Annotated in this window: 13 protein-coding genes; 7 read left to right on the top strand and 6 right to left on the bottom strand. The window is 65.1% G+C overall.

Features of this window, described 5'->3' with window-relative positions; all coding sequences use genetic code 11:
• Window positions 1-54 precede the first annotated feature (54 nt).
• Entirely contained in the window at window positions 55-1197 is a 1143-nt protein-coding gene (locus AC07NT_RS08620) for an ABC transporter substrate-binding protein (protein WP_498596867.1), read from the bottom strand.
• A 172-nt stretch (window positions 1198-1369) separates the two neighbouring features.
• Here AC07NT_RS08620 and pstS point away from each other — a divergent pair, with 172 nt between their 5' ends.
• From pstS to phoR, 7 genes are read left to right on the top strand one after another with little or no spacing between them, the layout of a single operon-like run.
• Window positions 1370-2413, top strand: coding sequence for a phosphate ABC transporter substrate-binding protein PstS (pstS, locus tag AC07NT_RS08615; protein ID WP_498596868.1), 1044 nt, complete (start codon window positions 1370-1372; stop codon window positions 2411-2413).
• Between the two features lie 24 nt (window positions 2414-2437).
• Window positions 2438-3403: a phosphate ABC transporter permease subunit PstC gene (gene pstC, locus AC07NT_RS08610; RefSeq protein ID WP_498596869.1), complete on the top strand. Its 966-nt coding sequence runs from the start codon at window positions 2438-2440 to the stop codon at window positions 3401-3403.
• A complete protein-coding gene (pstA, locus tag AC07NT_RS08605; protein ID WP_498596870.1) occupies window positions 3400-4257 on the top strand; it encodes a phosphate ABC transporter permease PstA in 858 nt (285 codons plus the stop codon). Before pstC ends, pstA begins: the two co-directional genes overlap by 4 nt.
• Window positions 4258-4297: 40 nt before the next feature.
• Window positions 4298-5083, top strand: a complete 786-nt coding sequence (pstB, locus tag AC07NT_RS08600) for a phosphate ABC transporter ATP-binding protein PstB (RefSeq protein WP_498596871.1) — start codon at window positions 4298-4300, stop codon at window positions 5081-5083.
• Window positions 5084-5096: 13 nt separating this feature from the next.
• Window positions 5097-5798 carry a phosphate signaling complex protein PhoU gene (gene phoU / locus AC07NT_RS08595; protein WP_498596872.1) on the top strand — a complete coding sequence of 234 codons (702 nt, stop codon included), beginning with the start codon at window positions 5097-5099 and terminating at the stop codon, window positions 5796-5798.
• Window positions 5795-6508, top strand: a complete 714-nt coding sequence (gene phoB, locus AC07NT_RS08590) for a phosphate regulon transcriptional regulator PhoB (RefSeq protein WP_498596873.1) — start codon at window positions 5795-5797, stop codon at window positions 6506-6508. Before phoU ends, phoB begins: the two co-directional genes overlap by 4 nt.
• 30 nt (window positions 6509-6538) lie before the next feature.
• On the top strand, window positions 6539-7900 hold the full coding sequence (phoR, locus tag AC07NT_RS08585) for a phosphate regulon sensor histidine kinase PhoR (protein WP_498596874.1): 1362 nt from the start codon (window positions 6539-6541) through the stop codon (window positions 7898-7900).
• A 19-nt stretch (window positions 7901-7919) separates the two neighbouring features.
• On the opposite strand, the gene AC07NT_RS08580 is transcribed toward phoR, so the two are convergent.
• The 5 genes from AC07NT_RS08580 to trxA form a co-directional block, all read right to left on the bottom strand.
• Window positions 7920-9263 carry an MATE family efflux transporter gene (locus AC07NT_RS08580; protein WP_498596875.1) on the bottom strand — a complete coding sequence of 448 codons (1344 nt, stop codon included), beginning with the start codon at window positions 9261-9263 and terminating at the stop codon, window positions 7920-7922.
• A gap of 3 nt (window positions 9264-9266) precedes the next feature.
• The gene (locus tag AC07NT_RS08575) at window positions 9267-10988 is read right to left on the bottom strand and encodes a hypothetical protein (RefSeq protein WP_498596876.1); all 1722 of its coding nucleotides are present in this window, start codon (window positions 10986-10988) and stop codon (window positions 9267-9269) included.
• A 93-nt stretch (window positions 10989-11081) separates the two neighbouring features.
• Complete coding sequence (locus AC07NT_RS08570; RefSeq protein WP_057676441.1) at window positions 11082-11339, bottom strand: type B 50S ribosomal protein L31; 258 nt, start codon at window positions 11337-11339, stop codon at window positions 11082-11084.
• Window positions 11340-11437: 98 nt separating this feature from the next.
• Window positions 11438-12700 (bottom strand): transcription termination factor Rho, encoded by a 1263-nt coding sequence (gene rho, locus AC07NT_RS08565; RefSeq protein WP_498596877.1) that lies wholly within the window; start codon window positions 12698-12700, stop codon window positions 11438-11440.
• A 187-nt stretch (window positions 12701-12887) separates the two neighbouring features.
• Entirely contained in the window at window positions 12888-13220 is a 333-nt protein-coding gene (gene trxA, locus AC07NT_RS08560; protein WP_498596878.1) for a thioredoxin TrxA, read from the bottom strand.
• Window positions 13221-13248 lie beyond the last annotated feature (28 nt).

The raw sequence follows: 13248 nt of genomic DNA, 5'->3' as shown, positions 1-13248 counted from the left end.
CGGGGCCATGGTACCCGGCCTCAGAGCTTGCAAAGTCGATGGAGGCACAAGTTTTTAGCCGAGGATGCGGCCGTCCGCTGTCAGCATGCTCTGCGTCACGTAAGCGCTGGTGCGCCGTTGCGACTGGAAGCTGATGCGAAAACCCGCCAGGTCGAGCTGGGTGCGGCGCTGGAAAGCCAGCAGCACCTGGGCGCGCGTGGCGCCGGGCTCCAGGGTCAGCAGCATGTCCTGCGCATAACGCGCGGCGATGTAGCCGGCCAGGCTTTGCGGGGTGGGGGGTTCGTCGAAGAGGCGGTTCAGCGTTTCGCGGTAGGCCCGCACGATGGACAGGCCGGCCGTGACCATGGGCACGACCTGCGTTGCCATGACGGGGGTGTTGCGCGACTGGCCCAGCTGGTTCAGCGTCTGCAGGTTGACGTCGGCCAGGCCGATGACGTAGCGCTGGCGGTTCTGCTTTTCCAGGCCCAGGGTGAACTGCGCGAGTTCGGGCGTGCCGCCCACGAAGAGCAGGATGGGTGGGGTCTGGGGCGTGAGCTGCTGGCCCAGTTGCTGCAGGGTACCCGTGGGTGCGTAGGGAACGAGCTGCAGCTTCAGGTCTGCGGCCACGCGCTGCACCTCGGCCTGGTACAGGCGCTGTTCCTGCGTCGAGGCGTAGACCACGCCGAGTGCAGGCACGCCGATCACCGAGAGGGACTTGAGCGCGTGGCTGATCTGTTCCTGGCGCGAGGCGAAGATGGGGAAGGTGCGGGCCTGCACATCAGGTGTCAGGTCCTGGTGCAACCAGGGCGCGACATGCGCGATTTCCAGTGGGTCGTTGCGCAGCAGATCCACCAGTTTCGCGGCGATGTGGTCGCCGGCCGTGCCACACAGGGCGAGGCACTGGGGCTGGGCGCGCACGGTTTCCACCGCCAGCTGCAGGCTGGGCAGGCTGCCGTCCACTTCCAGCACAGTGTGTTGCACGGCGCGGCCACGCCAGCCGCCACGGGCGTTGAACTCCTGCCAGGCGGCGCGCGAGCCGATCAGGAAGTCGCGTGAAACGTCGAGCTGGCTGGCCGAGACGTCTACGATCTGCACGATTTCCGGCGCCCGGGCCGCGCTGCCGGCTTTCAGGGGCTGGGCCTGGGTGCGTGGCAGCAGGCTGCCCAGAGCGGTACCGAGCAGGAGTTGGCGGCGGAGCGGGGAGGCGGGCAAGGGCATCTTGGTGGGGGGGGCAGGTCAGGGGGTAGCTCAGCTTAGGTGGGCTTCGTGTCGTTTTCGTGACAGAATTGCGACACGCGAAAGCCCGGATTCGCGACGCACCTGTCATACGGCTGACATAAAAGCTTCTTAAAGTTTGCCCATCTCTCCAACCAACCCTCAGGAGTTTTTGATGCAAACGACTTTCAAGCAAGCCATGCTCAGCCTGTCCGCCGTGGCCCTGCTGGCCGGTGCCAGCCTGGCCTCGGCCCAGGACGTGACCGGCGCCGGCGCCAGTTTCCCCGCCCCCCTGTACGCCAAGTGGGCTTCTGAATACAACAAGAGCACCGGCGTCAAGATCAACTACCAGTCGGTCGGTTCGGGTGCTGGCATCCGCCAGATCGACGCCAAGACCGTGGACTTCGGCGCTTCCGACATGCCGCTGAAGGACGAAGAGCTCGAGAAGAAGGGCCAGCTGCAGTTCCCCACCGTGATCGGCGGCGTGGTGCCCGTGGTGAACATCCCCGGCATCGCCGCCGGCCAGCTCAAGCTGACGGGCGCACTGATCGCCGACATCTACCTGGGCAAGATCAGCAAGTGGAATGACGAGGCCATCAAGGCCGTGAACCCCGGCCTGAACCTGCCCGACGCCGCCATCGCCCCGGTGCGCCGCGCCGATGGCTCGGGTACCACTTTCATCTTCACGAACTACCTGAGCAAGGTCAGCACTGAGTGGAAGGACAAGGTCGGTGAAGGCACCGCCGTGAACTGGCCCACGGGCGCCGGTGGCAAGGGCAACGAAGGCGTGGCCGCTTTCGTGGGCCGCCTGCCCAACTCGATCGGTTACGTCGAGTACGCCTACGTGAAGCAGAACAAGATGGTCTACGCCCTGATGAAGAACAAGAACGGCAACTTCGTCGCGCCTGATGACACGGCTTTCAAGGCCGCTGCTGCCGGTGCCGACTGGGCCAAGAGCTTCTACCAGATCCTGACCGAACAGCCCGGCAAGGACGCCTGGCCCATGACCGGCGCCACCTTCATCCTGATGCACAAGAGCCAGGACAAGCCGGTCAACGCCGCTGCCGCCCTGAAGTTCTTCTCCTGGGCCTACGCCAACGGCGACAAGATGGCCGACGACCTGGACTACGTGCCCATGCCCGCCAGCGTGAAGACCGCCATTGAGAAGGCCTGGGGCCAGATCAAGGATAGTTCGGGTAAGGCTGTCGCGTTCAAGTAATCCACCCTGAAAAACCAGCACGTCATGAGTTCTTCCCCGTCCGCGCCACTGTCCCGAACCGGAGCCTGGTTCGACGTCCTGTTCGGTTGGCTTGCCAAAGGCGCGGCGTGGTTGACCCTGGCGCTGCTGGCCAGCATCCTGTTGTCCCTGCTGGTGGGCGCCTGGCCCGCCATCGAACGCTACGGCCTGGGTTTCCTGACCAGCCCGGTGTGGGATCCGGTGCAGGAAAACTTCGGTGGCCTGGTGATGATCTACGGCACCCTGGCCACCTCCATCATCGCGCTGCTGATCGCGGTGCCGGTGAGTTTCGGCATTGCCCTCTTCCTGACTGAAATGTGCCCGGCCTGGCTCAAGCGCCCGCTGGGCACCGCCATCGAACTGTTGGCGGCCGTGCCTTCCATCGTCTACGGTATGTGGGGTCTGCTGGTGTTCGGTCCTATCCTGGCCACCTATGTACAGCAGCCGCTGCAAAAACTGCTGACAGGCGTGCCCTATCTGGGCGCACTGGTGTCGGGGCCCCCGGTGGGCATCGGCATCCTGTCGGCAGGCATCATCCTGGCCATCATGATCATTCCCTTCATCGCCGCCGTGATGCGCGATGTGTTTGAAGTGACCCCCCCCCTGCTCAAGGAGTCGGCCTATGGCCTGGGCTCCACCACCTGGGAGGTGGTCTCCAAAGTTGTGCTGCCTTATACCAAGGCCGGTGTGATTGGCGGCATCATGCTGGGCCTGGGCCGCGCCCTGGGCGAGACCATGGCCGTGACCTTCGTCATCGGCAACATGAACCAGCTCAACACACTCAGCGTCTTCGACGCCGCCAACAGCATCACCTCGGCCCTGGCCAACGAGTTTGCCGAGGCCGCCAGCGGTCTGCACCAGGCTTCGCTGATCTACCTGGGCCTGGTGCTGTTCTTCATCACCTTTGTCGTGCTCTCGCTGTCCAAGCTGCTGCTGCAGCAACTCAAGAAGAGCGAGGGAGTCAAGTCATGAACGCGCAAGATCAGCTTCGCAGCGTCGCCTACCAGCGGCGCAAGCGTGTCAACATCCTCGCACTTGCGCTGTCCCTGAGCGCCATGGGGTTTGGCCTGTTCTGGCTGTTCTGGATCCTGTGGGAAACACTGCGCCTGGGCCTGGGTGGCCTGGCCTGGGCTACCTTCACGCAGATGACCCCTCCGCCCAACGAGGCCGGTGGCATCGCCAACGCCATCTACGGTTCTTTCCTGATGGTGCTGCTGGCCACCTTCATCGGCACGCCCGTTGGCATCATGGCCGGCATCTACCTGGCCGAGTACGACCCCAAGGGCTGGCTGGCCGAGGTGACACGTTTCGTCAATGACATCCTCCTGTCGGCGCCCTCCATCGTGATCGGACTGTTTGTCTACGCGGTGGTGGTGGCGCGTTTCAAGTCCTTCTCCGGCTGGGCCGGTGTGATGGCCCTGGCACTGATCGTGATTCCGGTGGTGATCCGCACCACCGAGAACATGCTGCAGCTGGTACCTGCCGCCATGCGCGAGGCCGCCTACGCCCTGGGCACGCCCAAGTGGAAGGTCATCCTGATGATCACGCTGCGCGCGGCGCGCGCCGGTGTGGTCACGGGTGTGCTGCTGGCGGTGGCCCGCATCTCGGGCGAGACCGCGCCGCTGCTTTTCACGGCGCTGAACAACCAGTTCTGGACCTCGAACCTCGGGGACCCGATGGCCAGCCTGCCGGTGACGATTTTCAAATTTGCCATGAGCCCGTACGAGAACTGGCAGCATCTGGCCTGGGCTGGCGTGCTGCTGATCACGGTGACCGTGCTCGGGCTCAACATCATCGCGCGCGTGCTGACGCGCAACAAAGGTTGACGACGTGTACACCAGCGAATACTCCCAAGCAAGGCAACCCATGGACCCCACTTCCGCTCCGGCCGACACGCCTGCCCCGAAGATCTCGGTGCGTGACCTGAACTTCTTCTACGGCAAGTTCCATGCGCTCAAGAGCATCAACCTGGACATTCCGCAGAACAAGGTGACGGCTTTCATCGGCCCATCCGGTTGTGGCAAATCCACCCTGCTGCGCGTGTTCAACCGCATGTTCGAGCTCTACCCGGACCAGCGCGCCGAAGGGCAGGTGCTGCTCGACGGTGAGAACCTGCTGACCAGCAAGGAAGACGTTGCCCTGCTGCGCGCCAAGGTGGGCATGGTGTTTCAGAAGCCCACACCCTTCCCGATGTCCATCTATGACAACGTGGCGTTCGGCATCAAGTTGTTCGAGTCGCTCAGCGCCACCGATATGGAAGAGCGCGTCGAATGGGCCCTGCGCAAGGCCGCGCTCTGGAACGAGGTCAAGGACAAGCTCAAGCAGAGTGGCTCCAGCCTATCAGGCGGCCAGCAACAGCGCCTGTGCATCGCACGCGGTATCGCCATCAAGCCTGAAGTCATCCTGCTGGACGAACCCTGCTCGGCGCTGGACCCGATCTCCACCGCCAAGATCGAGGAGCTGATCACCGAGCTCAAGGACGACTACACGGTGGTCATCGTCACGCACAACATGCAGCAGGCGGCTCGCTGCAGCGACTACACGGCCTATATGTACCTGGGTGACCTGGTGGAGTTCGGCTCCACCGAGCAGATGTTCTTCAAGCCCACGCGCAAGGAAACGGAAGACTACATCACCGGTCGCTTCGGCTAAAGAGGAAATGAACATGCCTGACAAACACCTATCCACCCAGTTCGACAGTGAACTGAGTTCCGTCTCCAGCCGCGTCATGGAAATGGGCGGCTTGGTCGAGGCCCAGCTGCAGCAGGCCGTGCAGGCCCTGGCGCGTCTCAACACCGATTCGGCCCAGCAGGTGATCGAGCTGGAGCACCGCGTCAACGCCATGGAGATCGAGCTGGACCACGAGATCTCCTCCATCATTGCGCGGCGCCAGCCTACGGCCCGCGACCTGCGCCTGCTGATGGCGATCTCCAAGGCCATTGCCAATCTTGAGCGGGCCGGTGATGAGGCCGAGAAGATGGCGCGCATGGTGCTGTCCATCATCCAGAGCGGCGCGCCGCGTGCCTTGCCGGCTTCCGAGCTGCGCACGGCAGCCGATCTGGCCGCGGGCCAACTGCGCAAGGCGCTCGACGCCTTCGCCCGGCTCGACACGACGACGGCCGTGGCCATCCTGAAGGAAGACGATCTGATCGACAAGGAGTTCGACAGTTTCGTGCGCGTACTGATCACTTACATGATGGAAGATCCCCGCACCATCTCTCCCAGCCTGGACCTGCTGTTCCTCGCCAAGGCCATCGAGCGTGTCGGCGACCATGCGAAAAACATTGCAGAACTCATCATCTATATCGTCAAGGGTGCCGACGTGCGGCATGCCTCCATCGAAGAGATCGAATCCGTCCTCAAATGAAACAACCTGCTGTACTCGTGGTGGAAGACGAGCCGGCGATCGCCGAGTTGATCGCCGTCAATCTGCGTCACAACGGTTTCCAGCCTACGGTGGCACCCGACAGCCTGGCGGCGCAACGCGAGATCGATGCCGTGTTGCCCGACCTGGTGCTGCTGGACTGGATGTTGCCCGGTGAAAGCGGCCTGAACCTGGCACGCCGCTGGCGCAACGACCCGCGGACCAAGACCGTGCCCATCATCATGCTGACCGCACGCGGCGACGAGGCCGACCGCGTGGCCGGCCTGGATGCCGGTGCCGATGACTACATGGCCAAGCCCTTTTCCACCAAGGAGATGCTGGCGCGTATCCGTGCCGTGCTGCGCCGGCGTGCGCCCGAGCAGGGTGCCGTGGCGCTGGAGATCGGTGGCCTGAAGCTCGACACGGCCACGCACCGCGTGAGCTACGCCGAGCAGGCGCTCAAGCTCGGCCCCACGGAGTTCAAGCTGCTGCAGTACCTGATGAGCCACGCCGAGCGCGTGCACAGCCGCGGCCAGCTGCTGGACAAGGTCTGGGGTGACCACGTGTTCATCGAGGAACGCACGGTGGACGTGCACATCAAGCGCCTGCGCGAAGCGCTGGGCGAAGCCGCTGCCATGGTGGAGACCGTGCGTGGTGCCGGTTACCGCCTGTCGGCCCAACCCGCGCCGGTGCCTGCCGCGCTGCGGGGCTGAGGACGGTCCCGTCCCCGGGGTCGTCGTTTCATGCTCCTGCATCTCATTCTTTTTCTGCTGCTCCAGATCCTGGGGGCGGTGATCGGCATCTGGCTGGCACCCGAGGCCTTGCAGATCCGGGGCGGGCTGGCCGGCATGCTGGTCATGGGCCTGCTCTGGGTACTGGTCGATTTCACGCGTGGTCTGCAGGTTCTGCAATGGCTGCGCAACGGCGACGTATCCGATGTTCCGCTCAAGCTGGGCCTGTGGGGCGAGGTGGCCGAGCGCGCGCGCCGGCTGGTACGCCAGCGCGAGCATGAAACGCGTGACAGCGATCGACGCCTGCAGGACTTCCTGGCGGCCTTGCAGGCCTCGCCCAACGGCGTGGTGCTGCTGGACGCGCAGGGGCGCATCGAGTGGTTCAACCAGACGGCGGCCCAGCACTTCGGCCTGGAGTCCGGGCGTGACCTGCTGCAGCACATGGTCAACCTGGTGCGTGATCCGGCCTTCACGGCCTATGTGGGTGGGGGCAATTACCAGGCCAGCGTGGTCATGCAGGGGCGGACCCACAGCAGCACCCATCCCTTGCGCCTGTCGGTGCATCTGCACGACTACGGCGGGGGTCGACGCCTGCTGCTTTCGCGCGATGTCACCATGTTCGAGCAGGCCGAGGCCATGCGACGGGATTTCGTGGCGAATGTCTCGCACGAGATCCGCACCCCGCTGACCGTGCTGTCGGGTTTTGTCGAAACGCTGCAGACCCTGCCGTTGGACGCCACCGATCGCGCCCGCTATCTGGACCTGATGGCACAGCAGGCCGGCCGCATGCAGTCCCTGGTGAGCGATCTGCTGATGCTCTCGCGTCTTGAAGGCAGTCCCCTGCCCGGGGCCGCGGAATGGTCGTCACTGCCGGGGCTGATGAGCCAGGTGGAGCAGGAGGCCCAGGCCCTGTCGACCTTGCTCAACCCGCCCATGACCGGCCCGGCACAAGTTCTGGTGTTCGAGCCCGCGCCAGCCCGCGAGCTCGCCGGCACGCCGTCGGAGCTGCACAGCGCGCTGTCCAACCTGGTCAGCAATGCCGTGCGTTATACGCCGGCTGGCGGCGAGGTGCACTGCGGCTGGTTGTCGCACGAGGACGGCCGCATGGAGTTTTACGTGCAGGACAGCGGGCCCGGCATTGCGCCCGAACACATTCCGCGCCTGACCGAGCGTTTCTACCGCGTGGACCGCAGCCGTTCGCGCGACACCGGTGGCACAGGCCTGGGCCTGGCCATCGTCAAGCATGTGGCACAGCGCCATGGCGCGGAGCTGCGCATCGAGAGCACGCCGGGCAAGGGCTCGCGCTTTGCCATCGTCTTTCCTGCGAGTCGCGTGCGCCTGGCCGCTCGGCCCGCGGCGATGGCCGCGGTCTGAGGCCAAGGCTTCTTCGGCTTCAGGACCGGCGCTCGCGCCGCAGCACCTGCCAGATCATCAGCCAGAAGCTCAGGGCCGCGAGGGCCAGCGCTGCAGCCCCGGCCATCCAGAAGGCTGCCGGGGTCTGCAGTGCCGGCCAGGGGCCGAGCCCGCGGTAGGCCAGCAGGAAGCCACCGTAGAGGCCCAGGCCCCAGAGCAGCACGGCGTAGATCAGGAAAGGCGCCAGCGTGATGCGCCAGCAGCGCAGCACGAACACGCCCAAGGCCTGCAGGCCGTCGAAGAGGTGATAGACCGCTGTCCAGAAGAGCAGGGGCACGGCCAGGGCCACCACCTCGGGACTGCTGGCATACATGGCTGCCAGGGGCGCGCGCACGGCGACCAGCGTGAGGGCCAGCACCAGGGCGCTGCCGGCCACGAGGCCGAAGCCCACGCCCACGGCGTGACGCGCACGCTCAGGCTGGCCTGCGCCCAGCCAGTAGCTGGTACGCGCGCTGGTGGCGATGCCGATGGCCAGCGGCACCATGTAGAGCACGGCGGCCAGGTTGGCGGCGATCTGATGGCTGGCCGCTGCCGTGGTGCCCAGGCGGGCCACGAACAGGGCCATCAGCGTGAAAGAGGTCACCTCGATCAGGATGGTCAGGCCGCTGGGCACGCCCAGGCGGGCAAAGGCGGCCAGCACTTGCCAGTCAGGCTTGCCGGGGCTGTGCCAAAGCCGGTAGGGCGCATACAGGGGTCGCGTGCGCAGCAGCCACAGGGCCAGTGCCAGCATGGCCACGTGCACGACCAGTGTGGCCCAGGCACAGCCCGCCGCACCCTGGGCCGGCAGGCCCAGGCCACCGAAGGCGAACCAGACCGAGAGCGGCACCTTGATGAACAGCGAACCCAGCTGCAGCCAGGTGACCAGCTGTGGCTTGCCCAGGCTCTGGTTCAGCGTGCCATAGAGCCGGAACATCAGGGCCGCCGGCAGGGCCAGTGCGAGCACGCCCAGATAGGCCAGCACCTCGCTGCGCAGGTCGACGGGCACGTCGGCCCAGTCGAGCAGGAAACCGGGATTGAGCAGGATGGACAGACCCACCAGCACCAGCGCCAGCCACAGGTACAGGGCCTGGCGGAAGGAGTGCCCGAGCTGTGCGGGTTTGGCTGCCCCGTGCAGTTCGGACCAGACCGGCAACAGGGATTGCAGCACGCTCATGAGGCCGACATACACGCTCATGTAGATGGCCGAGCCGACCGATAGGGCGGCCAGCGAGGCTTCGGCGTAACGGCCAGCGACGATGGTGTCGGTCACGCCGAAGGCCATGGTGGCCAGCTGGCCCACCAGCACCGTGCCGGCATGGCGTGCGATGGTCTTGAACTCGGGCACGGCTCAGCGGGCAGGCGTGGCCGGTGTCGTCGTGATGCGGCGGTAGATGGCCAGGTCTTCTTCACCTGCTCGGGGGTGGCCCAGCTCGGTGTGGCGCTGCCATTGCGTCGGGTTCACGATCTCGGGGATCTGCCGCACGATGTCTGCATCAATGAGCAGCCAGTCGCAGCGGGCCTGGTCCGAGACTGGTTCCAGCCGCAGGCGGCCATGTACCTGGAGCGCCGCGAGCTGGCCACGCGAGAGGCCGAAGTGCGCGATGCAATCCGAGGGCTGCACCGTGGCTTCGATGCGTCGCACCAGCGGCACATAACTGCGCGCGAAGTCCAGCGCCGGCATCCACAGCGTGGTCAGCAGCAGCCAGCACAGGGCAGCGCCGCCAGCGGGCAGCACCATGCTCTTCCAGAGCGCCGAACGGTTGCGGCCGATGCGCCACTTCACCAGCCAGCCCCAGGCGAGGGTGGCGAGGGTGGCGAAGACAAAGGGCAGGATGATGAAGCGCGGCTCGAAGCCGGGCAGCAAGCGGGCCACGTTGGCGGCGGGCTGCGGCGGAAGCCCTGTCAACATGGCGATCCACACCACCCAGATGACGATGGCGCAGCTGGTGAAGAAAAGCAGGGTGAACCAGTCGATCAGGGCCGACACGCTGCGCCCCAGCGTGGGCAGGGCGAAGGCCGCCAGCGTGGCCAGGGCCGGCAGGGCCAGCAGAAGGGCACGATCGCCAGCGGGGGTGATGACCGTGGCGCCCACGGTGATCAGGGTGTACCAGAGGGGCAGCGACAGGTGGCGGCTGGGCCTCAGCCCGAACAGCTGACGGCGCCAGCGCCACAGCGTCCACAGCACCAGTGGCCAGGCCGGCCAGGTGAACCACAGCAGCAGACTGCCCAGGCCATGCCAGGCCTGCCAGGTGGGCGCGGGCAGGCCGATGCGCCAACGCCAGAGCCCGAGCGCGCTGGCCAGCAGGATGATCCCGCCGATCAGGGCCAGCAGGCGCTTCAGGTCGCGCCGGTAATGACCTGCATCCAACTGGGACTGGCTGCGGTCCAGCACATGGGCCAGCAATCCACCGATGGCCAGCAGCAGGGCCATGGAGGGCCCGCCCGAGAGCGTGAGGCCGGTCAGGCCGGTGATGGCCGAAAGAGTCGGTGTCCAGCGTCGGTAGGGCAGTGCGGCGAAAGCGTAGAAGCTCAGGGCCGTGAAGCAGAGCTGGGCCAGGGCCGGCGTGGTTTCGTGCGAGAGCTGGGCCAGGCCCAGGCAGGCGATGAAGGCCAGCATGCCACCGTCGGCCATGGCTCGGGCGTAATCGTTGGGGCGGGCTTCGCCACCGAAGGCAAAGGCCACGGGCTGAGCCCGCGGGCTGCGCGCCAGGTAATAGATCCCCTGCCAGACCGCGATCAGGGTCAGGGCCAGCAGGGCGATGAACGGCAGGCGTGCAGCGAAGTCGGCCGGGATCCAGGCGGGGGCGAGCTGAAGGGCCCAGGCACCCAGCCAGTAGGGCAGCAGGCCGTCTACATCCGGGGGCTGTCCCAGCAGGGTCGGGGCCAGCCAGCTGGCGCGGCCCGCGGCCAGTTCGGCCATATAACCGTAGGCCGTGATGTCGGCACTGCGCCAGGGGCCTCGCCCGATGAAGCCGGGCAGCACATAGGCCAGGGCAAAGAGCCAGAGTGCGAGGTGCGGCAAGCGGCGCACGGCACCCTGGGGAACGATGGCGGGGCTGGGCTGGTTCACGAGGGCGATGATGCCAGAGAGCGGTGTGGTTTCAGAATGGAAAAGGGCAGCGCGGCGTACCGGGCTGCCCTTGACTGGAAAACTGCGGCCGGTTTACTTGGCGGCGGTCTTGCCGAAGCGGTTGCGGAATTTCTCCACGCGGCCGCCCATGTTGTCCACCGACTTCTGGGTGCCGGTGTAGAAGGGATGCGACTCGCTGGAGGTGTCCAGCTTGAAGAGCGGCAGTTCGCGGCCGTCTTCCATCTTGATCATTTCCTTGGCGTTGGCGCAGGAACGGGTCACGAACTTGAAACCGTTGGACAGGTCCACGAAGCAGACTTCGCGGTAGTTCGGGTGAATGCCTTCTTTCATGATGCTTCCTCTAGTTGCGGGAGCCGGCCTGGACCACCCAGACTACTTTCCGCGAAAACGCAGATTATACAAGTAAATCAAGGACTTGCGCAAGCTGATCAGCCGCCCCGACGCATCATGTCGAAGAACTCGTTGTTGGTCTTGGTGGCGCGCATCTGCTTGAGCACCATTTCCATGGCCTCGATTTCGTCCATGTTGTAGAGAAACTGGCGCAGGATCCGGGTTTTTTGCAGGATTTCGGGCTGCAGCAGCAGTTCTTCGCGGCGGGTGCCGCTGCGGTTGAGCTGAATGGAGGGGAAAACGCGCTTCTCGTAGAGGCGGCGGTCCAGGTGGATTTCGGAGTTGCCGGTGCCCTTGAACTCTTCGAAGATCACTTCGTCCATGCGGCTGCCGGTGTCGACCAGGGCGGTGGCGATGATGGTCAGCGAACCGCCTTCTTCCACGTTACGGGCGGCGCCCAGGAAACGCTTGGGGCGCTGCAGGGCGTTGGCGTCCACACCACCGGTCAGCACCTTGCCGGAGGAGGGCACCACGTTGTTGTAGGCGCGGGCCAGGCGGGTGATGGAGTCCAGCAGGATCACCACGTCCTTTTTCAGTTCGACCAGGCGCTTGGCGCGCTCGATCACCATCTCGGCCACATGCACGTGGCGGGCGGCGGGCTCGTCGAAGGTGGAGGCGATCACCTCGCCCTTGACGGTGCGTTGCATCTCGGTCACTTCTTCCGGACGCTCGTCGATCAGCAGCACCATCAGATAGCTGTCGGGGTAGTTGGCAGAGATGGCGTGCGCGATGTGCTGCATCATCACGGTCTTGCCGCTCTTGGGCTGAGCGACGATCAGGGCGCGCTGGCCCTTGCCGATGGGGGCAATGATGTCGATGACACGACCAGTGATGTTTTCCTCGCCCTTGATGTCCTGTTCCAGCTTCATCTGCACCTTGGGGAACAGCGGCGTCAGGTTCTCGAACATCACCTTGTGCTTGTTGGTCTCCGGCGAGCCGCCGTTGACCTTCTCCAGCTTGTTCAGCGCGAAGTAGCGTTCCCCATCCTTGGGGGTGCGCACTTCACCTTCGATCATGTCGCCGGTGTGCAGGTTGAAACGGCGCACCTGGCTGGGACTGATGTAGATGTCGTCCGTGCTGGCGGTGTAGCTTGAATCCGGGCTGCGCAGGAAGCCGAAACCATCGGGCAGGATTTCCAGCACGCCGTCGGCAAACACCTGTTCGCCGGTCTTGGCGCGCTTCTTGATGATGGCGAACATCAGCTCCTGCTTGCGCATGCGGCCAGTGTTCTCGATTTCGAGGGCCTCGGCCTGCTGGAGGATTTCAGATACGTGCAGTACCTTGAGTTCGTTTAAGTGCATGGAAGGAGCCCCAGTGGGGTGTGGCTAACAATCGGGGGGATGTGGGACTGAGCAGACGCCGGGGTCTTGCCAGCCGGGAACTCGAGCCGGTTTGAAGCCAACCGGCGATTGCTGGTGATTATGACAGGAAAAAAGGCCGCCGCGCAGTATTGCGTCGGCGGCCCTGTTCAGAGCGGACGGGACGGCTTCAGGCCAGTTGCTGGTCGATGAAGGCGGTCAGCTGGGCCTTGCTCATGGCACCAACCTTGGTGGCAGCGAGCTGGCCACCCTTGAAGAGCATGAGCGTGGGGATGCCACGGATGCCGAACTTCGCCGGGATGTCACGGTTCTCGTCCACGTTCATCTTGGCGACCTGCAGCTTGCCCTGGTAGGTACCGGCCACTTCGTCGAGCACGGGGGCAATCATCTTGCAGGGGCCGCACCATTCGGCCCAGTAGTCCACCAGCACGGGCTGGCTGGCGTTGAGGACGTCGGTTTCAAAAGAGGCGTCGGAAACGTGCTTGATCAGGTCGCTGGCCATGAGGGCTCCTTGTTCGATGAGGCAATGC

The organism is Hylemonella sp. GW821-FHT10B10 (assembly GCF_059415585.1).
The sequence above is the reverse complement of the archived record's forward strand: the minus strand, read 5'-3'. Positions and strand labels throughout refer to the sequence as shown.